Below are 22559 nucleotides of genomic sequence, written 5' to 3'. Positions count from 1 at the left end.
CAAACCCGCTTCGGCGGGTTTTTTCATTTCCACCACCTGAAAGGCAACCATGGCCCTCGAAACCACCGCCGCCGGCGGCGCATTGATCAAACTGTTTGGCGTGCCCGTGCTGGCCGGCGCCGCCGCCACGTCGCTGGGCTTCATGTTCATGTGGCCCCGATCCACCAAGGAGGCATTTATTCGTTTTTGTTCCAGCATCATCATTTCCACCTTTCTCGGCCCGGTATTGGTGGCCGTCGTGCTGTCGTGGTGGCCCAGCCTGTTCGACAGCGCGAAGACCGTGGCGGGTTTGTATGGCGGCGACCCGTCCACGGGGTTTTTATTCATCGCCGCCCCAGTGATGGTGGCGGCCGGCTTGCCTGCCTGGTGGGTCCTGGGTGCCTGCGTGCGCTGGTTTGATAAGCGACGCGGCAAGGATATCGGCGAACTGGCGGCCGACGCGGCCGCTGCCGTCAAGGATGTGCGGGGCATGCTGTGACAGGCGCCCAATTGATGCAGATCATGCCGCTGGCCGGTCGCCGCGCTACGCTGTTCCTGGCGCCCTTGAATGCGGCGATGGCCGAATTCAGTATCGACACGCCGCTGCGTAGGGCCTCGTTCCTGGCGCAGGTGGGCCACGAATCGGGACAGTTGCGCTATGTGCGCGAACTGGCCAGCGGTGCGGCCTATGAAGGACGCGCGGACCTGGGCAATGTGATCGCCGGCGATGGTGTGCGTTTCAAGGGGCGCGGCTTGCTGCAGGTGACGGGGCGCGCCAACTATGCGGCGTGCGGTGTGGCGTTGGGCCTGGATTTGCTGGCGGCGCCGCAACTGCTGGAGCAGACGTTTTTCGCTTGCCGCTCGGCGGGCTGGTTCTGGCAATCGCGCGGCTTGAACCGCCTGGCCGACGCGGGTGACCAGGAACGGGTGACGCGCCGCATCAACGGCGGCGTGAACGGCCTGGCCGAGCGTCTGGCCTTGTACCAGGCAGCGCGCAAGGTGCTGGCATGAAGCCGTCATTGAGCATTGTGGCCATGCTGCTGTTGCTGGGGGCAGCCGTGTTTTGCGCCCAGCGCTGGGGTCGCGAAACGGGCCGTGCCGCGTGCGCGGCGCAAGTGCTGGAGGTGCAAGCTGTGTTGCGGCGCCAGAACCAGGCCCTGAATGCGATGCGCGAGGAGGGCGCGCGCCGGTCAGCGCGGGTAGGGCAGGCGCTGGCCACGGCGCAGGCCGGGCAGGCAGATGCGCAAGCGGCTGCGGCGCGTATCCTGGCGCTGCAGCCCGAAGGCGACGCCTGCCGTGCCGCCGAGGCGCTGATCGCCAGCGAAATGCCATGAGGCCGCCGCGTGAAGGTGCCGAAAGGCATGCAGGCGGCCTCGCCAGCAGGCTAGCTACTTTATTGCTGGGGAGCTTGTTGACCGGCTGCGCGGCTTGGGCACCGGCATCGACGCTGGAAGCTTGGCCCGTGAGCGCGCCGTGCATAGCCACGCGCCCCGCCGCGCCCGTCTTGCCGACGGTGCCATCGCACGGCATCTTCGAGCAAGTGCAAGCCTTGCTGGCGCGCGAGCAATTGCGTGCCGCCCATGTACGCCAGCTGGAATCGCTGCTCGATGCTTGCGGCGGCTAAGCGGTTAGCAAAGGCTAACAACGCCTGGCAACGCGTAAAATGCCTGGCAACTAACAAAACTGCTGCGGGCGGAAGGAGGGCTTGGCACCGCTGCTGGCCCAAGAAGCGCAACTGCACGAAGTACGGAGCCGCCGAGATAGTGAGCATCGCAGGCCGCAAATCACGACGGGCAGCAGGTATTGACAGGCACTCCAAGCAGCAGTCACCAGCGGCCTGCCAGTGCCGCCGCCTTTGCCGCCTTCTGGTGCAGGTGCGCGGGGCGGCATGCGAGAAAACGGTGCATCCACGGTCAAATTGACCAATCCCTGGTGATTTTTGCCACAATTTCTGTATACAATCCACCTGGCACGAAGCATGCATGGCTATCTTGGTCGTCCCATCCAAGGAGCTTCGCATGCATCAGCCGTCACCGTCGTGTTCCTGCCGTCCTGTTTCTGTCTTGCTTTTCCCTTTCACCTGCGCCCATCCGGGCCGCGGTAACCCAGGAAGTGGAGCGTAAATGGCCTCTCCCCGTCTGAAATCCATCCACCGCAGCGTGCCCGGCAGTACGCCTGCCGCGCCATCTCCCGTCGATGAAATCCTGCCAGCTGGCAAACTGTTTACCTTGGGCTTGCAGCACGTGCTCGTCATGTATGCGGGCGCCATCGCCGTACCGCTGATCGTCGGGCGCGCCCTCAAGCTGCCGCCCGAGCAGGTGGCGGCGCTGATCAGTGCCGACCTGTTCTGCTGCGGTCTCGTGACCCTGATCCAGTCCCTGGGCATAGGCAAGCATTTCGGCATCCGCCTGCCCGTCATGATGGGCGTCACCTTTGCCGCCGTCAGTCCCATGCTGGCCATGGCGAACAATCCTGCCCTGGGCATCACGGGCATCTTTGGCGCCGTGATCGGCGCCGGCGTCGTCTCGATGCTGATCGCGCCCTTCATCAGTCGATTGCTGGCGCTGTTTCCGCCCGTGGTTACCGGCAGCATCATCGCCGTGATCGGCGTGTCGCTGATGCGCGTGGGCGTGAACTGGGCCATGGGCGGGCCGCCCGCCATGGCGCAGATCGCCGATCCCGCTTTCGTCAAAATGGCCGCGGCCGCCACGGCGGCCGGCTTGCCCGCGCCGGCCGGCCCAGTGCCCATGATCGCCAACCCCGGCTATGGCGCGCTGGACAACATGGGCATCGCCTTCTTCGTGCTGGCCGTCATCTTGTTGGTGGCCAAGTATGGCCGCGGTTTCCTGTCGAATATCGCCGTGTTGATCGGCATCATCGCCGGCACGGCCCTGTCGTTTGCGCTGGGCAAGGCCGATTTCGCCAAGGTGGCCAGCGCCAAGGCTTTTGCCATCGTCACGCCGTTTCAGTTTGGCATGCCGACTTTCGACGTGGTGGCCATCGTCACCATGAGCCTGGTGATGATCGTCGTCATGATCGAGTCGCTGGGCATGTTTTTGGCCTTGGGCGAGATGACTGGCAAGCGCATCGAGCAGGCCGACATCAGCCGCGGCTTGCGCGTCGATGGCCTGGGCACCTTGATCGGGGGTATCTTCAATACCTTCCCGTACACCTCGTTCTCGCAAAACGTGGGCCTGGTGGGCGTGACGGGCGTGCGCAGCCGCTGGGTCTGCGTGGCGGCCGGCGTCATCCTGCTGGTCATGGGTGTGATACCGAAGGTTGCGCAGACGGCCGAAGCCGTGCCGGCGTTCGTGCTAGGCGGGGCGGGGCTGGTAATGTTCGGCATGGTTGCCGCCACGGGCATCCGCATCCTGGCCGGCGTCGACTACAAGAGCAACCGCAACAACCTGTTCATCGTAGCCCTGTCGATCGGCTTCGGCATGCTGCCGCTGGTGGCGGAACAGTACGCGCAGCACATGCCGAAAGCCCTGTCGCCGCTGCTGCACAGCGGCATCCTGCTGGCCGCCATCGTTGCCGTGCTGCTCAATCTGTTCTTCAATGGATTGGTGTCGCAGGAAAAGGCGCAGGAGCAGGCGCGCGAGAACAGCCATGGCAGCGATTGAGGAGTCGCCCCACGCCGTGAACGCGGATTAGCCAGGCGGCAGAATTCTCAGCACCACGCAATTGCGCCCCGCATCCTTGGCGTAGTACAGCGCGGCATCGGCCAGGCGCAGCAGGGCGTCCGGATCGGCGGCACCCGGTGCCGACTGGACCGCGATGCCGACGCTGATCGTTACCTGCAGTGCATCCGCGTTCACGTGGGCGATGCCCAGCTCTTCGATGGCGCGCCGTAGCGCTTCGCCGATCTGGCGCGCTTCGTCCGCCCCGGTGTTTGGCAGCACGATCGAAAATTCTTCGCCGCCGTAGCGCGCCGTCAGGTCGCCCGCGCGCCGCATGCCGGCCGCCAGCGCCTGCGCGACCCGGATCAGGCATGCGTCGCCGGCCTGGTGGCCGTGACGGTCGTTGAAGCGCTTGAAATAGTCGACGTCGAGCATGACGACGGCAAGCGGCTGGCCGACGCGCGTGGCACGCGCACATTCGGCGCGCAGCACGTCGTCGAAATGGCGCCGGTTCGCCAGGCCCGTCAGGCCGTCGGTGATGGACAGGGTCGCCAGCTTGCGGTTGGCGTCCTCCAGCTGTTCCGTGCGTTCGGCAACGCGCCGTTCGAGACTGTCATGCAGCCTGGCGCTGGAAATCGAGATCATCGCCTGCGCGCCAAGCATGCGCAGGAACGCCACGCGTTCTTCCGTGAACGAGGCGTCGGCAAGCCTGTTCTCGAAGTACAGGATGCCGCCGATCTGGCCGCCGTGCCGGATCGGCAGGCACATGACGGCGCGCGGCAGGTGCAACTGCACGTACGGGTCGGCGGCAAAGCGCGAAGCGCCCGTGATGCAGTCTTCGATCACCTCGGCACCGGTGCGCACGACGTAGCGCAGCAGCGATAGCGGGAACTGCGGGTCGCTGGCGGCGCTCAGGTCGAGCTGGCGCGATTGCAAAACGGTGACGCCATCGCCATCGATATTGGCCTCCAGCTGGTAGCTGCCTTCGGACAGCAGCAGCAGGCGCGCCACCTGCGCACCGGCGTTTTCGCATACGATGGCAATGAGGCGTGTCAGCACCTTGCGCAGGCCCACCTCGTTCGACAGGATCTGCGATGCCTTCAGCAGCGACACGAGGTCGAGCGCGGAACTGCCGTGCGTGTGGGAGACAGAATGCCGCTGCGTGCTGCGGCCTTCCATCCTTGACAACAGTACGCCGTGGCGCGCATGCAGCTGCGCCACTTTGCCCTGCGCACCCCACTGGCCGTAATGCGCGATGGCGTCCTGGATAAAGACGCCGGCCACGCGCGCATGTCCCTGGTCGAACCAGCATTCGCCGCACAGTTCATTGCCCAGCGCTTGCATGTTGACGTAGCCGGCCAGGCCTGCCGCGTCGATCGCCTGTTGATAATAACGTGTGGCCAGTTGCAGCTCTTCCCGGTAGCGTGCCATCTCGGCCTGCACCAGCAGGTGTTTGGCTTTGCTGTTGTCCGAGCCTTGTTTGGCCCATTTGGCGAGACTCGCCTGCAGCGTGCCGATCACGGTCAGCATATCGCCCGCATCGGGGCGCGCAGGATCGCGCCGCAAGGCACGGATCAGGATCAGCGCGGCGTAGAAGCTGCACTCGACAACCTTGGCCTGGCCGCGCATGATCTGGGTGACGTTGCCGAGCTGGCCGGCTAGCTGTTCGGCGTCGGCGCCGTCGAACAGGTAGGCGTTGCGTATCTTCCCCTGCAAGAAGTAGGCGCGGTACAGGTGCGAGCCGCCATACTGATCGAGGAAGCGCGCCTCGCTGAAGGCCCCATCGTCGTAGCTGTCGTGGCGGGGCAGGAGACCCATCAGGCACTTGATCGGCTGGATCGCGGCGGCGACGCAGCAATCGGCCATCGCCTGCTGGCCGTTGGCGCGCATCAGCGCCAAGTCATGCTCGATGTCGTGCATCAGGTGTGGCAGGTAGTCGCCGAGGATGAGCCGGTCGGTGGCGCGCACGGCCGCCACCACGCCGACCTGCACGAAATCGGCGATTTCCAGCGCCCAGCCAAACGCTTCTTCGTACAGGGCGTCGGAGCTGCGCAGCGGCTGCGTCCAGTGGTTGCTGAGCGCGCCGAACATCAGGCCCGTGAGCGTGCGCGTCTGCAGGTTGGCACGGCGCCTGGCCAGCGCCATCGCCATCGCGCCGAAGGCGTAGCCGCGCGCGATGTCGCCGCTGTACAGCGCCACCATCATCGCGTAGCCGACATAGGCGACGGCGCTGAAATCGCTGTTCCCCCGCTGTATGGACAGCCGCGTCATCGACACCACCATCAGCGCGCTGAGATCCTGCTGGCCGGCGTAATAGCTGGCCATCCACAGGCCCTGCATCATCTGCATCGCGGCCACCGCGTCCGGCTCGCACATCTCATCGGCCGCCAGCAAGGTGTCGGGCGCCTGCGCGCCGGGCTGCCGCCCGATGTCGGCGAGGATATCGGCGAAGCGCGCCTTCATCTGCGTCACATCGTGCGGAATGTCAATGTGCAGCAGCGCCAGGCCGTCGCGCTGGACGGCAATGGCGTCGAGCAGGCGGCCCTGCAATTGATACTGGTGCGCCTGGATGGCAATGCAGCGCACCTGCAGCAAGGGAATCAGGGTACGGGCGCGCACCTGCGGGTAGATCGCCTCGGCCGCATCGAACTGGCCGCACAAATAGGCCGCTTCGGCCGCGCCCAGCTGCAGGTCGAGCCAGAGGTCGGCGTGGACGCTCCATGCCTGCGCCGACAGCAGGTCGAGACCGGTGCGCATGTGCTCCAGCGTGGACTGGAATGCGGCGGAGCGCCGTGCCTTGACGCCGGCCTGGAGATTGAGCATCGCCAGCTGCGCGCGCTCGTCCGCATCGTTGATCAGCGCGCGGCCGGCATTGAGCTGCTCGACGATCTCGAACAGTGTCTCGTCCCGACGCTCCGGCGTCGCATGCCGCAGGAGCAGGCGGCCGATGAGAAGATGGTTGGCCGCGCGCGCATCGTCGTCAGCGACCAGGTAGGCGGCCTGCTGCACCCGGTCATGCAGGAAGCGGTAACTGACGCCGCTGTTGGCCGCATCGGTGTCGCCACTCACGTATTTATAGCGTTCGTCGAGCGGCTGGATCAAGCCTGCACTGAGCGCCGGCCACAGGTCTTGCTGCGTTTTCCGGGGCGCGCGGTCCACTGCCAGCGCGAGCGTGTCGAGTGCGAAGCGGTTGCCGCACGAGGCGGCCAGTTGCAGCAGGTGCTGCGTCGCGATGGGCAGGCGGCGGATTTTCTCCAGCAGCACCTCGACCACGTTGTCGGTATATCTGGCCTGTTCTATCGCGGGCAAGTCCCAGTCCCAGCAATCGTCGGTGGCCCGGTAGCGCAGCTGGCCCGTCTCATTGAGCGAAGCGAGAAACTGGTTGAGGAAAAACGGATTGCCGGCCGTCTTGCGGTAGCAAATGCTGGTCAGTGGCGCGCAGTCGGTGGCAGCCACGCGCACGGTGGCCGAGACCATTTGCGCGACCTGCGGCTCGGTCAGTGCGCCCAGTGACAGTGTCGACAGACGTACGTCACGGGCGAGCAGCTTGTCGCGCAGTGCGATGAGTGGATGCGCGGGACTCACCTCGTTGTCGCGGTACGCGCCGATGAACAGCATGCAGCTCTTGTCGCACGAGACCATCAGCAGTTCGATCATCCGCAAGGTGGCCGCATCGGCCCATTGCAGATCGTCGAGGAACAGCACCAGCGGATGCCCGGTGCAGGCGAATACTTCGACGAAGCGGGGGAAGAGGCGGTCGAGGCGCAGCTGGGCCTGTGCCGGCGCCGACGCGGGGATCGGGTCCGTGGGGCCGACGATCAACGCCAGTTGGGGAATCAGCTCGACCAGCATGCCGATGCCGCTGCCCAGCGCCTGGTGCAGTTTGGCGGACCACTGGCGCAGCGTTTCCTCGGGCTGGCCGAGCAGCTGGCGCACCAGCCCCTGGAAGGCCTGGATCAGCGAGGCATACGGCACGTCGCGCTGTAGCTGGTCAAATTTGCCGGACAGGAAACAGCCGCGCCGGGCGATGATGGGCTTTTGTACTTCGTTGATGACCGCCGACTTGCCAATGCCCGAATGGCCGGCCACCAGCAGCATCTCGCACCTGCCCGCGGCGCTGCGCTCAAACGCCGCCAGCAGCTCGGCGATGGCATCCTCGCGCCCATGCAGCGTTTGCGGCACGAGGAAGCGGCCGTTGTGGTCGGACAGCTTGAGCGACAGCGCCGGCTCTTGCGCGCGGCAGGCTTCGAGGTCGCTGCGCAAGCCCTGCAAGCTCTGGTAGCGCTGGTCGGCATTTTTTTCCAGCAGCCGCTGGATGATCGGCAGCAGCTGGCCAGGCAGGCTTGCCAGCGCCGGGTGCGACCAGTCGGGACTGCGCGCAATGTGGCAGTGCACGAGTTCCATCTCGTCGCCCGTCTCGAACGGCGCCTGGCCGGCCAGCAGTTCGTAGAAGGTGGCGCCCAGCGCATAGAAATCGGCGCGCCAATCGACCCGCCGGTTCATGCGCCCCGTCTGTTCCGGCGCCATGTAGCGCAGCGTGCCTTCCAGCGTCTGCAGATTGACGATGCCGTGGCTTTCGTACGGCAGTTCGCAGGCGATGCCGAAATCGATCAGTTGCAGCCGCCGCCGCTCGCCATTCCACACCAGGTTGGAGGGATTGATGTCCTTGTGGATCACGCCATGCGTATGGACCTCCTCCAGCGCCGCGCACAGTTGCAGCGCGATGTCGAAAAAGTCGTCCAGCGCCAATGCGGGCTGCGACGGCGTCCTGCGCGCCGCCACCTGCGCGCGCAATACGTGGTCGAGCGCCTGGCCGCCAGTATCCTCGAGGACCATCGTCCAGCACCCGCCGTGCAGCTGCAGCGCCAGCGGATGCGCCACGCCAGGATGGCGGCAGCGGCGCGCGATCGCATACTCGCGCTTGAATTGCGCCAGTTGCTGAAAGGAGGGGAACGGCTGATTGGGTTTCTTGACGATCAGCGCGGCACCATCCGCAGCCCTGGCGCGGTAAACCCGTGAGCGGGCACCGCTGTGTAGCTGTTTGATGATCTCGTGATCGAAAAGGGAGCGCATGGGCTGGGCTAGCAGTACACAGACGGTTGCGGGAGCCGGAAGGCGCACATTTCGGAATATTACTTGATTGTAAGTATTATATCAGCAGGGAACCGTGGGGGAGACGGCGGGTTGATGGGGGGTGTTGTAAAAATGCCAGTGGAGAGGTTAGTGCGGAGGCGGGAACTTATCGTGATGACAGTACGAACTTGCGGCGCATCCCCGTACCGGGTGGGGTATACGCCGCAGTCTTATTTGCACCTTCAGGATCAATTTTTGAGCTATGAAACTCCCAGCGACGGGTCGCTCACGGAATCCTTGCCATTCTCGATTCGCCCTGCGACACGGCGCCGGAAAGTCTTCTGAGTACTGCAGGTAATCGAGAAGTCATACCAGTTGCCGCTGTCGGCCAACGACCAGTTAAGCGTTCTCACCTCGCCGGCGGGTACCTCTACCATCCAGGGACCGTCGCTTCGATATGCTTCTGCCGCTACTATGAATGAGCAGCGCGCGCTGCTTTTGTTGTGCAGTTTGAGCGCGAGTTCAGTAGGGCTGCACGTCATATAGCAGGCCTGAATTTCCGGGCCTCTCGGATCGCCCTGTTCCTTGAGGTCGCCAATAAAGTGGCGGTGGAAGCCGTTGGGGCCGAGCACCCACAGGCGGTACGCTCCCCCATCGGACGCAACTTCCCAACTTCCCTCCAGTGTCTTTCCGGCCTCTACGACATAGCGCCGCGGGATCCGGTCGAGATGCAGCTCGTCATACACATGGAACACCGCGCCGGCCTGGTTGCCGCTGTCGTTGGCAAACACCAGCGTCACTTTTTTTGCGCCTGAGTCGGCGCGGGCCGTCACATGCAGTACATACGGCAGGGCACGCGATGGACGGGTACCACCAGCCTGCACGGGTAACCTCGATGTTGTAGACGCCAACGGTCTCGCCAGCGTGCGGGCAGTGCTCTGGCTTAGTGCCAGCGCGTCGACATCTGCTTTGCTGCCATGCCCGGTGAGCGTTGGCAACGCCCCCGCATTCGGGTTGACAAAATTAAAGCAGGAGGTCAGGTCACCACAGACGGCACGCCGGTAAGCGCTGATCTGTGGCTCGAGGACGCCGAACCGCTTCTCGAGAAATTGCAGCACGGAGGTATGGTCGAAGACCTGCGAGTTGACCCAGCCGCCACGGCTCCACGGTGAAACGACCCACATCGGCACACGCAGTCCTGGCCCATATGGCCGGCCATCAATGCCCGGTTGAAGATTGGTTGCCGGCTTGTGGTTGTGGTACTCGGCCGCGATGTCGGCCTTGCTGAGCGTGGTGGCACCTGCGACGCTGCCGTCAGGATTGACCGATGGTGCGCACGGCGGTGGCAGGTGGTCGAAGAAACCGTCGTTCTCGTCGAAATTGATCAGCAGAACGGTCTTGCTCCATACATCCGGATTCGCCGTGAGCGCATCGAGAACCTGCTGGACATACCAGCCGCCCTGGGCAGGACTGGAACACTCAGGATGCTCGCTGTAGGCCGAAGGTGCAATGATCCATGAAACGGCTGGCAGCTTGCCTTTGTTGATGTCTTCGCGGAAGGTTTCCAGAAAGCCATGGGGCATGGTGTTGTGGAATCCCTTCGCCAACGGGCTGAGGGCGTCGTCGATGCTGGATTCATAGAATGGACCTGCGCGGGTGACATCCTGGGTGATGTCGACTGCGGAAACATGGAGTGGACGGCGACTGGCGGGCAGTTTTTCAATTTCAGCGCGCCAGTGGCGAAAACTCATCATCTCATTGCAACCAAAGTTGTCGATCAGACTCTGGTAGACCTTCCAACGGACCCCGGCCTTTTCCAGGCGGTCTGCATAGGTGGTCCAAGTCCATCCTTCGCTCGAAGGCCCGATGTCATTGCCTCCGTTGTACTGGTTGTTGAGTACAGCGATCTCCACTTTTTTGCCATCGATGGGGCTCCGGCCGTTGGGGCCGTTTGTGCCCGTAAAATAGAATAGCCGGTTTGCAATTGTCCCCGTGTGCATGCCACAGTGATAGTGGTCACAGACGGTAAAGGCATCGGCTAGCGCGCGTTGAAACGGCACTTCCGCTGTATCGAAATATCCCATGGACAAGGGGCCTTTGGCGTCTGGCCAACGATTCATCCGGCCGTGGTCCCACGCTGCCTGCGAGTCGGCCCATGTGTGTGGTGTGCTGCCGGCGCGTTGCGCATTGCCCTTTGTTTCATCAAGGCGGAAGGGAATATACGTTCCGGCAGGTTTTGCCTGAGTATAGGTCTGGTACATGATGTTGTACCCGTTCGGCGATGGTGCTGCGAACCGGTCACCGTATCCCCGAACGCCCTTGAAGGTTCCGAAGTGGCTGTCGAATGAGCGGTTTTCCAACATGATCATGACGACATGTTGAACATCCTTGATCGTCCCGGTGACGTTGTTGGCTTCGATCGCCAGGGCACGACGGATTGCCGGTGGGAATGCGGACAATGCGGCAATAGACGCCATCGTACCGAACGAATTACGCAGGAACGTGCGTTTGGAATTGTTTGTGGACATGGTGGAGTGGCTGCAGGGCGCGATGTTTGGTGGATAGATGATCAGGTGGCAAAGGTTGCTTGGCGAAGCTGACGCGGGCTGGCACGTCTATCCTGGATGCCAATCGGACGATTCGCGTTCATGGCGTCAGGGAGAGGGGGCGCACTGCGATTTCTCGCATGTTGACGGAGTCGTGCCCGGAACCAGGATCGGAGCTGGGGTCGACGCCGAAGTTCCGCCTCCGCCGCCACAGGCTGCGAGTGCGCATAGCAGTGACAATGGCAATACGCGCTGGAAGCGGTCACGCGAAAGGCACAAGGTTGCAAAAGTTTTTTTCATTTGAGTACGCAAAAAGTTGATTGCAAACGCAACGACCTGCCTGGGTGCATCGTGTGATTACCCAGTCTTGGCCACTGTCGCAAGTTTGTTCATGGGTATTTGCTTTGCACCGCAATACCGTTAGCCAGGGAAATGCTGATCAATTCCCTTTCCTGGCGAGGTTGACGTGCCAAATGGTCGAACGGCGAGTCATTCGCCGGGGCAGTTTTTTTTGGGCGGCGTATTCAAGGTCGGAAAAGCTTTTTTGCATGATCAATGGCGGCCTATTGTGATATCGATATTGTCTCAGATCAATGCGTCGTAGGGAATGGCGACCGGTGAAATAATCAATGCTTCCTTAAGAAAACTGAATGAAATCTCTAAATTTCATCCAGGAAGATGAGTGGGTAGACCCGCAGGAAAAATGCCTGACATATGGTAATGAGAATGACGTTTGTTGGGATGTGCAATCAACCGAAATAGAAGCACCGGCTCGCCATGCATATAATTACTGCGTTCTGCATTGGAGTCTATTCTTGCGGCAATCCACAATGTTGATGTAAAGCAGCTCTTTAGCATGGAAACCATCATGGCGCCTCATGCCACTTGACCACTGCGAAGCGCCGGCAGTAGATGAAAAATGACCTGATCCTTCATTTCCTCCACACTTGCGGACCGGTTTGCCGCGTTTGGCAAGGTCTTGCGTCGGTTAATAAGTGGTACTGATTTATCGTCTATCCCGACCAATTCGAGCATTCATTTCCGCAGCAAGGCCATGGATAATTTGGCGCAATATGTTCTGTTGAAAACTTAATATTGCAAATTCCTTTGATTTTCTCCAAAGAAGCGGAGTGCGTCATCTCGATTGCGCTCTTTGCCTCAAGAAGATCGAATCAATTTAGCATGCGCATATAGTTTAAATTTCAATAATTCATAACTTGCATGGTTGATAATGAATCCTATCTCGCATAGAACGCTTGTCAAAACCGCCTGCGCGTCGTAATTTATGGCCTGAGATGCTTGCTGCTCCGGCGGCCCCGTACTTCGTAGAGTTGCGCTTCTGGACCACAACTTCCTTCCGATCGAGGCGATTTTGATAAGAATTGTTAGCCGCTGGCTTTTGCCGGGTTTACTCTCGATTAAGAGAAATGCCAGGGCGAAAAAAAACCACTAACCCCTTGGGAGTTAATGGCTTTTCTGACGTTTCCAAATTCTGTGCGCTGGTGCCCGGAGCCGGAATCGAACCGGCACGCCCTTACAGGCGGGAGATTTTAAGTCTCCAGTGTCTACCAGTTTCACCATCCGGGCAGCGCGGCGAGATTCTAGCACAGGTGATGTGCATCACGCCATCTTGTGCCTGAGCCACGCTGTCCGGTTTATCTACCCGCCGTCAGAACGTCGCCTTGAACTGCACCCCATACGTGCGCGGTTCGTTGACGATGCCCGTCAGGTTGTCGAAATCGATCGCTCCCAGCGACTGGACCTGGTTGGTGATGTTGCGGCCGTATGCGGAGAGCTCGTATTTGTCCCATTTGTAGCCGACGCGCAAGCCGCCTTCGAGCAGTTCCTTGGCCTTGTATTCCTTCGCTTCATACAGGAAGAAGTTGTAGCTGGTGCGGTAGGCCCAGTCCGTGTAGGCGTAGAACTCGCCATTGGCGAGGGGAATGCTGTACTTCAGGGTGAAGTTGGTCTGCCATTCCGGCGCGCGGGGCAGCGGGTTGCCGTCGATGTAGGCCGTACCCTTGAACGGGCCCAGCGGGTCGGTGACGGTGCAGCCGCTGGCCGGGTTGTTTTGCGCATTGCCGCAGCTTTGCACGAACAGCTTCTTGTCCTGGATTTCCGTGTGGTTGTAGCTGCCGCCCAGGGTCATGCTGAGCGAATCGCTGAGGTTAGCCTGGAAATCGAGTTCCACGCCACGGCCCGTGGCCTTGTCGGCGTTGATCAGCTGGTTCATGTTGACAGCGCCGCTGCCGGCCGTCAGTTGCTTGTCCTTGACGCGGTACTGGAACACGGCCAGGCTCAGGCGTGCGCGTTTGTCGAACAGATCCTGCTTGATGCCCGCCTCGACGGACAAGGCTTTCTCGGCGCCCGCAAACGAAGGGCGGTCGGCCAGGCCGTTCAGGCGTCCCTGCATCGACGGCGCGCGGTAGCCGGTGGCGATGCGCGCGTAGGCATTCGTTTCCGGCGTGAGCACATAGGTGCCGCTCAAGTCCCAGCTGACGTTGTGCGACGTGTCGTTGAGGTTGAAGGGGCCGGCCGTGGTCGCTTCCACGCGCTTGGCCGAGAAATCCTTCTTGTCGGTCGTGTAGCGCAGGCCGGCGCGCAGTTTCAGGGCGTCCGAGACCGTGTAGTTGAGCGAGCCGAAGGCCGCGTACGACTTCGAGCTCTGGTTTTGCGTCGCGTAGTTCGGGCTTTGCGGATTGCCGGGCGCCAGGCTGTTGAAGCCGATGCTGTCGATCTGGATATCTTCCTTGAAATAGAACAGGCCGCCTATCCATTGCAGCGGGCCGCGGGCAGACGACTCGGCGCGGAATTCCTGCGAAATCTGCTTGTGGTTGGGGATGACGTCGGCCGTTTCCACGACGAAGGGGATGAAGCCGGGGCCCATCGGCGGCGCGTACACGGCGCCATAGCCGCCGTCGACGTCGGCGCGGCTGAAGAAATCGAGTTTTTCGTAGCCGGTGATCGAATGCAGGGTGACGCCCGGCAAGTCCCATTTCAGGCGCATGCTGCCGCCCTTGGTTTTCAGGTGCTGGCGGTTGATGCCGTCGGTCGGGTAGTTATCGTAATCAAAGCCGTCGACCAGGTCATTGGTGCCCTGTTTCAGGATATTCGCGCGGAACAAAGTGGCCGTGCCATCGAGGTTGCGCGCATGCACGTTGAACAGGGCGCTGAAGTCGCGCGTGGGCTTGACCAGCACCTGCAGACGGGCGGCGCTGTCTTCATAGCCTTCGAAGTCGCGCGTGCCGGTGGGGCGCGGGTTGTGCACGCGCTCGTCGCGGCGTTGCGTCTGGCCGGAAAAGCGCAGGGCGACGGTGTCGCTGACGGGCACGTTGAAGGCGCCTTCCAGGTTCTTCATGCCATCCTTGCCGAAGCCGCCGCTCAGGTAGCCTTCCGTCTTGAAGACGGGCTTGGCGGAATCGAACTTGATCACGCCGGCCGGCGAGTTGCGGCCGAACAGCGTGCCTTGCGGGCCGCGCAGCACCTCGACCTGGTCGACGTCAAACACGGGAAAACCCTTGAGCATGGCGTTTTCCTGTACCACGTCATCCATCACCAGGCCCACCGGTTGCGAGGCGTTCAGGTCGAAGTCGGTATTGCCCAGGCCGCGAATGTAGAAGCGGGGGAAGGTGCGGCCGTAATCCGATTCGACGGACACGCTGGGCGAGCGGCTGTTGAGGAAGCGGATGTCGGCGCCGCCGGCCGTCAGGGTGTCGAGCTTGTCGCCCTTCAGGGTGGCGATGGACATGGGTACATCCTTGATATTTTCCGCGCGCCGCTGTGCCGTCACGATCACCGTTTCCAGCTGGCCAGGACCGGCCTGTGCCGCCGGAGCGGCAGGGGCGTCGGCGGCCGGCGCCGGGATGTTGTCCTGTGCCATCGCCTGCAAGGGGAAGGCGGCAGCGATTGCCAGGGCAATCAGGGTGTGGCGTACTGTGCTGGCATGCGGTGTCATCATGAAACGGCTCCTGTCGGTCGAGGTTGTTGGGGGCATGCAAGCTGGCGCTGGCCAGCTGAACGAAAAATCATGCTAGCACGGAAAGTTTTGGTATTCATGCCATTTTCCAGCGGCGGCTATTCATATCTGTTTCGACTGAATACACGAATAAAATCGTATTTGTCGTCAATATCTGGTGGGTGCATAGTGGAGTGCCGGCAGGCTTGTGCGAGCGCAACAGCGGCCTGGCATGGTGATGGGGTTTCCTGCGGGAGCGCAAACAGAGCGATGGTTTTTGCGGCGCTGACCGTGCCCGGGCACGGGAAATACAACAGCTGCCGCGGATTTTTTTGGAACGGGGCTTGTTGTTGCTGCGCGACAGGGAGGCGCCGCCTGCGACTATCTCCCTGTGCGTGTGACGTGGGGCATGCGTGGCCGCATGCCCGGTCTGGTCAATTAAAACTCTTCCCAGTCGCCGGCCGTCACGGCTTCCGCTTGTACGGAACGGTGTTTTGCCGGTGCGGCCTGGCGCTTGACGGGGCTGCTGGCAGGCGCCGGTACCAGGCGCAGCGGCTTGCGGCTGGCGCGCGCAGGTGCTGGCGCGGGTGCCGCCACATGGCTGTCGTGCGTCTTGAAGATGCTCACGGTTTGTACCAGATGGCTGGCCTGGTCGCGCAGCGATTCGGCCGCCGCCGCCGCCTCTTCCACCAGGGCCGCGTTTTGCTGCGTGACGTTATCCATCTGGGCGACAGCCTGGTTGATCTGCTCGATGCCGGTGGACTGTTCCTGGCTGGCCACCGTGATTTCCGCGATGATGTTGCTGACGCGGGCGACGCTGGCGACCACCTCGGACATCGTCGTGCCCGCTTGCGCTGCCAGCCTGGAGCCCGCATCGACGCGGCTCACGGAATCATCGATCAGCGCCTTGATTTCCTTGGCCGCGCTGGCGCTGCGCTGCGCCAGGCCGCGCACCTCAGTGGCCACGACGGCGAAGCCGCGGCCCTGTTCGCCGGCACGCGCCGCTTCCACTGCCGCATTCAGGGCCAGGATATTGGTCTGGAAGGCGATGCCGTCGATGACGCTGATGATGTCGACAATCTTGCGCGACGACTCGCTGATCAGGTCCATGGTGCCCATCACTTGGCCCACCACGGCGCCACCCTTGCTGGCGACGTCCGATGCGGTCGTGGCCAGCACATTGGCTTCGCGGGCATTTTCCGCATTCTTGCGTACGGTGCTCGTGAGTTCTTCCATCGAGGAAGCGGTTTCTTCCAGTGAACTGGCTTGCTGTTCCGTGCGCAGCGACAGGTCGCCATTGCCGGTGGAGATTTCCTCGGCGGCCAATGAGACCGTGTCGGAATCCTGGCGCACGGAGGATACGACCGTGGTCAGCGACTCCTGCATGCGCTGTAGCGCCGACAGCACGCTGACGCTATCGGTCGGTGCAACACTGAGTTTGCCTGTCAGATCGCCAGCGGCAAGCAGGCTGACGGCGTCGCACAGCTGTTTCGGTTCTGCGCCCAGCGCCTTGAGCAAGCTACGCGTGATGAGCCAGCCAGCCAGGCCCGCCAGCACGATGGACAGCAAGCTGGCGCCGATGAGGATATTCCTGTTGAGAATGTAGTGCTCCTTGTCTTCCTGCAGGATGACGGCGGAGTGCCTGTCCGTCAGGGCGAAATATTCATCGCTGGCGGCGACGAGGGCGGCCAGCAGGGGACGGCATTCCTCGTTCATCTTGACGATGGCTTGTTCGGTTTTCTTTTGCAGCGCCAGGTCGACGATGCCCAGCGCCACGGGAGCATAGCGTTTTTCGATGCTGTCGATCTTGCTGATGATGGCGCGCACCTCGTCCGATACTTCCGGCCGCTGTGCCAGTTGCAGCAGCAGCTGCATGTTCTTGACGACATCGGCATGCGCCTGCAAGACCTGCTTGCGTTCGATTTCCAGGTCTTCCGGCTTGGTGACGAGCACCAGGTTCCTGGCCGCCACGGCGCGCATGTCGATCGCGTCACGCACGCGGTGCGCCGTATTGGCGCGGGCCGTGATGCCGTTGACATACTGGTCAAAGCCGGCGTTGAAGGTGGAGAAACTCCGCACGGACAGGATCGAGATGCCGATGAGGAAAAAGACCAGCAGGCCGAAAGCCAGAGTGAGCTGGGTGCGTACGGTGAATTTATCCATGATGTCTCTCCCAAAATACGTGGTGACGATTAGAAAGGGGGCTTGCGTGGGACCAGTGGCAGGCGCTTGCCTGGCAGCGGGTCGTTCCCTGCGCAGTGCTTTTCTATCCAGGACACGGATTCGTGGTGTGAGGATCGAATTAATTCAAAAAACCGATTTCAATAATTTATTTGTTTTATTTATTAAATTCATTGTTGCACAAAAAATTCAGTAAATCAATGACATTTTGCGTGTCAAAAAACAACTTTTCGACATCGGATACTTGTTCAGACAGGTATCGGCGTACCTTGGTGAAATGTCATCTGCCAGCGGCCATCGCGCCACTTCCACAGCGAACTGCGCAAGCTGGCGCTGGCGGGCAGGGCGCCATTGGCGTGGCGCTGCGAACGGTAGGTAACGAAGGCAACGTCGTCGGCCAGCAAGCGGGCCTGGAAATCGCTGATGCTGCGCGGGCAAAAGTCTTCCGCCGGCAAGTCCGCCAGGGTCGCCGCGCGCGTCCATAGCGTGCCCGAGCTGCCGAATTCGATGAACTCGTCGGCCAGCAATGCCGCCAGCCTGGCGCTGTCGGCGCGCACGGCCTGGCTTTGCAGCGCCGCTTCCAGCGCCTGCAGCTGCGCCGCCAGATCCGCGGCGTCCGGCCCCTCCGGCCCCGTCATCAGATGGGAAACGCGCCGGCGCCCGATACATTCAGGCAGGCGACCTTGTCGCTGGAAAAATACTTGATTTGTCCCAGGCCGATGGCGTAGCAGCCGTCGCTGAGCGGGGAAATGGGGCCGGTGAGTTTTTCACCGTTGATCAAGGTCACCACCCAGGGCGTGGTGGCCGGTTTGCCTGCGTGGGTCAGGGCGTGTTGTACCAGGTCTGACATGCTGCCTCCAAAGAAATGTGGTTGGGCAGATGATAGCAGTGCGCGGCCGTTTTAAGCGTCGGCCAGCAGATTCTTGGGCAGCGCCACCGACGTGAGTTTCCAGCTCCACAGGCCATCGCGCGTCAGGGTCAATTCGCCGATATGGCTTTTGCTGTGGGCGCGCTGCACCACGACGCTGTTCCAGGAGGTGTAGCGCAGTTTGTAGTCGGGCTTGGTGTTGCGCTTGCGGCCGCTGATGTCGCTGACCTTGGCGAGTGGTTTTTCGTAGCGGTCATTGAGCTTCATCAAGGCGACGATGCCTTCGGGCATCAGCATGGTGTCGAGCAAGGGATCGATCACGTCGGGTCTGATGTCGTCGGCCACTTCCGGCGCCGAGAACAGGGCATGCAGTTGCTGCCCGAGACTGCCGCGCAGCTGTGGCAGGTCGATCTGTGCAGCCAGAGCCTGGCTATCCTCGTCCATGGTGGCCGCGCGGATCTTGTCCATGGTGAAATACGGGCTGCCATAGAAGACGCCGGCCAGCGCGACCAGTACCGCTACAGCGAGAAGCATCATTCTTTTCATCTGCGATCTCTCGGATCCCTGGCGACCCGGTGCGCCTGAAGTGTTGGCATTCTACATAATATTTCCCAAAATCAATATGGCGGTTTAGGTAAGTGTTGTTTTAGATCAAGTTTCGTCAGAGTAATTCCGGCGGCAAGGTAATGTCCGCCAGTTTCCAGTCCCAGATGCCATGGCGGCGCAGCAGGAACTGGCTGGCCGCAGAGCCGGCGCCGCTGCGCCGCAGCACCACTTCATTCCACGAGCGGTATGCCATGCCGAAGTCGTGGCGCTTGCCGTCCGCCCCCTGCTTGCCGTGCAGGATCAGCACCGTGATGCCGGGCGGCGAGACGATGGTGTCGAGCATTTCCTTGAAATCGTCTTCATTGGCCGTTTCGCCGGCCGCCCGCAGCTGGCGCGCCACGCTGGCCCGCACGGCGGGCAGGTCGGCCTGCTGCGCCAGGGTTTCCAGGCGCACGGATTTTGCCGCGATGCTGATGCGGTACATGGCGATGTAGGGGCTGACCCAGGTGAAGCCGATGGCGGCAACGCCAAAAATGATCGCGGTGGCGTACTTTCTTTTCATGGTCCGTGTTTTTGTATGAGCTGTGCCGCCGTGATTTTACCCGGCCAGGCATGTCGGATGGTGTAGCATTCGTGCCGGCGCGGACCATCGCGCCGCAATATTGAGGACAACCATGAATATCACTATCAATCAGGTGCTGCAGTCGTATATCGACCCGCTCACCGCCAGCGAGTACGCGGCGCTCGAGCGCAGCCTGCTGGCCGAAGGCTGCCGCGATGCGCTGGTGCTGTGGAACGACGTGCTGATCGACGGGCATAACCGCTACGCCATCTGCCGCCAGCACGGCATCGAATTCAAGACTATCCAGAACACCAGCTTTAGCTCGCTCGACGACGTCATGCTGTGGATGATCGACAATCACCTGGCGCGCCGCAGCGTGTCGGACTTCCAGCGCGGCGTGCTGGCCCTGCGCAAGAAGGAAATCGTCGCCGCGCGCAGCCCGGCACCCGTCAGCGCCCAGGATGCGCCCGACGGCGAAAACGCGCCCAAGCCCCCCATGAGCACGCGCGAAGAGGTGGCCAAGGCGGCGCGGTTGAGCAGCAACCAGATCAGCCAGATCGAGAAGATCCAGAAAGCGGCGTCGCCGGAACTGGTGGAAGCCGTCCGTTCGGGCACGATCTCCATCAATGCGGCGGCCACCGTGGCATCCCTGCCGCCGGAAGAACAGGTGGCAGCCGTCGCCGGTGGTAAAAAACTGCTGCGCCAGGCGGCCAAGGAAATCCGCGAACAGCGCGCCGCCACGCGCACGCCGCGCGAGCCGAAGGTGCATGTATCTCAGGATACGCCGGAGACGGGCAATGAGCCTTGGGCGGACAACGCGGCCCAGGCTCCGTCCGAAGCGGAGCGCCTGCGCGGCGAGATCGCCAGCCTGAAACAGAAGGTGGCGCAGCTGCAGGCGGAAAATGTGGAACTCAACCAGCGGATTGCAACTCTCATCGACGCATCCTGATTATTGGAGTAGTGAATGCCAGCTCGCCGTGCCTTGTTTGCCGCCATCGCCTGCGGCGCCGTCGCCGCTCCTCCCGTGCTGGCCGCGCCCGCCGTTTCTGTCACTGACATGGCCCGCTGGCAGGCGCAGGCCGCCCATGTCAGTATCGCGCGCGACACGTGGGGCGTGCCCCATGTGACGGGCAAGACGGATGCGGATGCCGTCTTTGGCCTGATGTATGCGCAGGCCGAGGACGATTTCCCGCGCGTGGAACTCAATTACATCAACGCCATGGGGCGGCTGGCGGAAGTGGAGGGCGAACGGGAGCTGTACCGCGACCTGCGCATGAAGCTCTTCATCGACCCGCTTGAGCTGCAGGCGCAGTACCGCGCCAGCCCGCCGTGGCTGCGCAAGTTGATGGATGCGTTTGCCGATGGATTGAATTTTTACCTGGCCACGCATCCGCACGTCAAACCCAGACTGATCGCGCATTTTGAGCCGTGGATGGCCTTGAGTTTCAGCGAGGGCAGCATCGGCGGCGATATCGAATCGATCAACCTGGCGCAGTTCGAAGCGTTTTATGGTCAGCAGGCCAGGCCCGCCACCGTGGCGCTGGCCAGCGTGGAAACTGGATTGGAGCCTGAACCGAGCGGCTCGAACGGTTTCGCCATCGCGCCCGCGATCACGAAAAATGGCCATGCGCTCTTGATGATCAACCCGCACACCTCGTTCTACTTCCGTCCCGAAGTGCAAGTCACCAGCGGCGAAGGCTTGAATGCATATGGCGCCGTTACCTGGGGTCAGTTCTTCGTCTACCAGGGTTTTAACGACCGCCTCGGCTGGATGCATACCTCGGGTGGCGGCGACGTCATCGACGAATACCTGGAAAGCATCGTCGACAAGGATGGCGCCTGGTTCTACCGCTATGACGGCGGCCTGCGCGCCTTGAAATCTGTGCCGATTACCTTGCCATATAAACTGGCGAACGGCGGCATGGGCTCGAAAACCATCACCGTCTACTACAGCCATCACGGCCCCATCGTGCGCGCGCTGGATGGTAAATGGGTGGCCGTGCGCCTGATGAACGAACCGTTGAAGGCGCTGACGCAGTCGTACACGCGCACCAAGGCGCGCGATTACGCGGCGTTCTACAAGACGATGGAACTGCGCACGAATTCGTCGAACAATACCGTGTACGCGGATGCGGATGGCAATATCGCCTACTTTCATGGCAATTTCATCCCCGTGCGCGACCCGCGCTTCAACTGGAAGCAGCCCATTGACGGCAGCGACCCGGCCACGGAATGGAAAGGACTGCACACGGTGGCGCAGACCATCACCCTGTTCAATCCGAAGAATGGCTGGATCCAGAACACGAACAACTGGCCGTATTCGGCGGCCGGCGCCAACAGCCCGCGCCAGCACGATTATCCCGCCTACATGTCCGTGTATGGCGAAAACGCGCGCGGCCTGCATGCCGTCAAGGTTTTCCAGAATAAAACAGGTTTTACCCTCGACAGCCTGATCGCCGCCTCGTACGACAGCGAACTGACGGCGTTCGAAGCGCTGCTGCCGCCGCTGTTCGCGGCGTACGATGCGTTGCCGGCCGGTGACGCGCAACAGCTGGCGCTGGCCGACAAGGTGGCCTTGCTTCGCGCCTGGGACTGGTGCTATTCACTGACGTCCACGGCCACCTCGCTGGCCGTGTTCTGGGGCCAGGAGCTGGCCGAGCTGGCAGGGAAACAGGCGCGCGAGCAGGGCGTACCCGTGGTCGATTTTCTGGCGACGGAGAAGGTCACGGCGGCGCAACGGCTGGCTGCCCTGGCGACGGCGGCCGATAAACTGCAGCGCGATTTCGGCAACTGGCAAACGCCCTGGGGCGAGATCAACCGCTTCCAGCGCCTGACGGGCGACGTGGTGCAGCCGTTCGACGATGCGCAAGCCAGCTTGCCCGTGCCTTATGCGTCGGGCAACTGGGGCGCGCTGGCCGCGTATGGACAGAGCAGCAAGAGCACCACGCGCAGGATTTACGGCGAGCGTGGCAACAGCTTTGTCGCGGCCGTGGAATTCGGCCCGCGCATCAAGGCGAAAAGCATCCTTGCCGGTGGCCAGAGCGGCGACCCGACATCGCCGCATTTCAAGGACCAGGCGGCCATGTATGCGCGGGGCGAATTCAAGGAGGTGCTGTTTTATCCCGAAGACGTGGCGAAGCACCTGGAGCGCAGGTACCGGCCCGGGGAGTGAAGTTGGTGAGGTGTCGGATTACGCACGGCGTTGCCGTGCTAATCCGACCTACCTGCC

Annotated in this window: 16 protein-coding genes and 1 tRNA gene; 8 read left to right on the top strand and 9 right to left on the bottom strand. The window is 62.1% G+C overall.

Annotation, left to right across the window (positions count from 1 at the left end; all coding sequences use genetic code 11):
* Positions 1-49: 49 nt before the first annotated feature.
* From OPV09_RS18985 to OPV09_RS18965, 5 genes are all read left to right on the top strand, one after another.
* On the top strand, positions 50-478 hold the full coding sequence (locus OPV09_RS18985) for a hypothetical protein (protein ID WP_331776196.1): 429 nt from the start codon (positions 50-52) through the stop codon (positions 476-478).
* A 14-nt stretch (positions 479-492) separates the two neighbouring features.
* Complete coding sequence (locus OPV09_RS18980) at positions 493-990, top strand: glycoside hydrolase family 19 protein (protein WP_034751859.1); 498 nt, start codon at positions 493-495, stop codon at positions 988-990.
* Complete coding sequence (locus OPV09_RS18975) at positions 987-1313, top strand: hypothetical protein (protein WP_319991221.1); 327 nt, start codon at positions 987-989, stop codon at positions 1311-1313. The genes OPV09_RS18980 and OPV09_RS18975 overlap by 4 nt, the downstream gene beginning before the upstream one ends.
* 128 nt (positions 1314-1441) lie before the next feature.
* Positions 1442-1603, top strand: coding sequence for a hypothetical protein (locus OPV09_RS18970; protein WP_161781485.1), 162 nt, complete (start codon positions 1442-1444; stop codon positions 1601-1603).
* Positions 1604-2102: 499 nt separating this feature from the next.
* A complete protein-coding gene (locus tag OPV09_RS18965) occupies positions 2103-3602 on the top strand; it encodes a nucleobase:cation symporter-2 family protein (RefSeq protein WP_338679106.1) in 1500 nt (499 codons plus the stop codon).
* Between the two features lie 27 nt (positions 3603-3629).
* Here the strand turns inward: OPV09_RS18965 and OPV09_RS18960 are convergent, their stop codons facing one another.
* The 5 genes from OPV09_RS18960 to OPV09_RS18940 all read right to left on the bottom strand — a co-directional run bounded on the left by OPV09_RS18960 (position 3630) and on the right by OPV09_RS18940 (position 17336).
* Positions 3630-8672 (bottom strand): diguanylate cyclase domain-containing protein, encoded by a 5043-nt coding sequence (locus tag OPV09_RS18960; protein ID WP_338679105.1) that lies wholly within the window; start codon positions 8670-8672, stop codon positions 3630-3632.
* 260 nt (positions 8673-8932) lie between these two features.
* Positions 8933-11200 carry a phosphocholine-specific phospholipase C gene (locus OPV09_RS18955; RefSeq protein WP_072453218.1) on the bottom strand — a complete coding sequence of 756 codons (2268 nt, stop codon included), beginning with the start codon at positions 11198-11200 and terminating at the stop codon, positions 8933-8935.
* Positions 11201-12718: 1518 nt separating this feature from the next.
* A tRNA-Leu gene (locus OPV09_RS18950) sits at positions 12719-12805 on the bottom strand.
* A gap of 82 nt (positions 12806-12887) precedes the next feature.
* Entirely contained in the window at positions 12888-15173 is a 2286-nt protein-coding gene (locus OPV09_RS18945; RefSeq protein ID WP_338682313.1) for a TonB-dependent receptor, read from the bottom strand.
* A 438-nt stretch (positions 15174-15611) separates the two neighbouring features.
* Complete coding sequence (locus OPV09_RS18940; protein ID WP_338679104.1) at positions 15612-17336, bottom strand: methyl-accepting chemotaxis protein; 1725 nt, start codon at positions 17334-17336, stop codon at positions 15612-15614.
* On the opposite strand from OPV09_RS18940, the gene OPV09_RS18935 reads away from it, so the two are divergent.
* Complete coding sequence (locus OPV09_RS18935; RefSeq protein WP_128142762.1) at positions 17335-17550, top strand: hypothetical protein; 216 nt, start codon at positions 17335-17337, stop codon at positions 17548-17550. The two genes, OPV09_RS18940 and OPV09_RS18935, sit on opposite strands and share 2 nt — an antisense overlap.
* Positions 17551-17602: 52 nt before the next feature.
* Here the strand turns inward: OPV09_RS18935 and OPV09_RS18930 are convergent, their stop codons facing one another.
* The 4 genes from OPV09_RS18930 to OPV09_RS18915 all read right to left on the bottom strand — a co-directional run bounded on the left by OPV09_RS18930 (position 17603) and on the right by OPV09_RS18915 (position 19330).
* Positions 17603-17992, bottom strand: a complete 390-nt coding sequence (locus tag OPV09_RS18930; RefSeq protein ID WP_338679103.1) for a nuclear transport factor 2 family protein — start codon at positions 17990-17992, stop codon at positions 17603-17605.
* On the bottom strand, positions 17992-18204 hold the full coding sequence (locus tag OPV09_RS18925; protein WP_034755154.1) for a hypothetical protein: 213 nt from the start codon (positions 18202-18204) through the stop codon (positions 17992-17994). Before OPV09_RS18925 ends, OPV09_RS18930 begins: the two co-directional genes overlap by 1 nt.
* 51 nt (positions 18205-18255) lie before the next feature.
* Entirely contained in the window at positions 18256-18759 is a 504-nt protein-coding gene (locus tag OPV09_RS18920; RefSeq protein ID WP_338679102.1) for a DUF2939 domain-containing protein, read from the bottom strand.
* Positions 18760-18883: 124 nt separating this feature from the next.
* A complete protein-coding gene (locus OPV09_RS18915) occupies positions 18884-19330 on the bottom strand; it encodes a DUF2939 domain-containing protein (protein ID WP_319991278.1) in 447 nt (148 codons plus the stop codon).
* A 112-nt stretch (positions 19331-19442) separates the two neighbouring features.
* On the opposite strand from OPV09_RS18915, the gene OPV09_RS18910 reads away from it, so the two are divergent.
* Together OPV09_RS18910 and OPV09_RS18905 are read left to right on the top strand one after the other, a co-directional pair.
* A complete protein-coding gene (locus OPV09_RS18910) occupies positions 19443-20279 on the top strand; it encodes a hypothetical protein (protein WP_331776255.1) in 837 nt (278 codons plus the stop codon).
* A gap of 15 nt (positions 20280-20294) precedes the next feature.
* On the top strand, positions 20295-22502 hold the full coding sequence (locus tag OPV09_RS18905) for a penicillin acylase family protein (protein WP_338679101.1): 2208 nt from the start codon (positions 20295-20297) through the stop codon (positions 22500-22502).
* Positions 22503-22559 lie beyond the last annotated feature (57 nt).

This window comes from Janthinobacterium sp. TB1-E2, assembly GCF_036885605.1.
Taxonomy (GTDB): domain Bacteria; phylum Pseudomonadota; class Gammaproteobacteria; order Burkholderiales; family Burkholderiaceae_D; genus Janthinobacterium; species Janthinobacterium aestuarii.
The sequence above is the reverse complement of the archived record's forward strand: the minus strand, read 5'-3'. Positions and strand labels throughout refer to the sequence as shown.

Coding starts and splice junctions, on each gene's coding strand:
- OPV09_RS18985 (WP_331776196.1), top strand. CDS start 50: ATGGCCCTCGAAACCACCGCCGCCGGCGGCGCATTGATCAAACTGTTT.
- OPV09_RS18980 (WP_034751859.1), top strand. CDS start 493: ATGCAGATCATGCCGCTGGCCGGTCGCCGCGCTACGCTGTTCCTGGCG.
- OPV09_RS18975 (WP_319991221.1), top strand. CDS start 987: ATGAAGCCGTCATTGAGCATTGTGGCCATGCTGCTGTTGCTGGGGGCA.
- OPV09_RS18965 (WP_338679106.1), top strand. CDS start 2,103: ATGGCCTCTCCCCGTCTGAAATCCATCCACCGCAGCGTGCCCGGCAGT.
- OPV09_RS18960 (WP_338679105.1), bottom strand. CDS start 8,672: ATGCGCTCCCTTTTCGATCACGAGATCATCAAACAGCTACACAGCGGT.
- OPV09_RS18955 (WP_072453218.1), bottom strand. CDS start 11,200: ATGTCCACAAACAATTCCAAACGCACGTTCCTGCGTAATTCGTTCGGT.
- OPV09_RS18945 (WP_338682313.1), bottom strand. CDS start 15,173: ATGACACCGCATGCCAGCACAGTACGCCACACCCTGATTGCCCTGGCA.
- OPV09_RS18935 (WP_128142762.1), top strand. CDS start 17,335: ATGATGTCTCTCCCAAAATACGTGGTGACGATTAGAAAGGGGGCTTGC.
- OPV09_RS18940 (WP_338679104.1), bottom strand. CDS start 17,336: ATGGATAAATTCACCGTACGCACCCAGCTCACTCTGGCTTTCGGCCTG.
- OPV09_RS18930 (WP_338679103.1), bottom strand. CDS start 17,992: ATGACGGGGCCGGAGGGGCCGGACGCCGCGGATCTGGCGGCGCAGCTG.
- OPV09_RS18925 (WP_034755154.1), bottom strand. CDS start 18,204: ATGTCAGACCTGGTACAACACGCCCTGACCCACGCAGGCAAACCGGCC.
- OPV09_RS18920 (WP_338679102.1), bottom strand. CDS start 18,759: ATGATGCTTCTCGCTGTAGCGGTACTGGTCGCGCTGGCCGGCGTCTTC.
- OPV09_RS18915 (WP_319991278.1), bottom strand. CDS start 19,330: ATGAAAAGAAAGTACGCCACCGCGATCATTTTTGGCGTTGCCGCCATC.
- OPV09_RS18910 (WP_331776255.1), top strand. CDS start 19,443: ATGAATATCACTATCAATCAGGTGCTGCAGTCGTATATCGACCCGCTC.
- OPV09_RS18905 (WP_338679101.1), top strand. CDS start 20,295: ATGCCAGCTCGCCGTGCCTTGTTTGCCGCCATCGCCTGCGGCGCCGTC.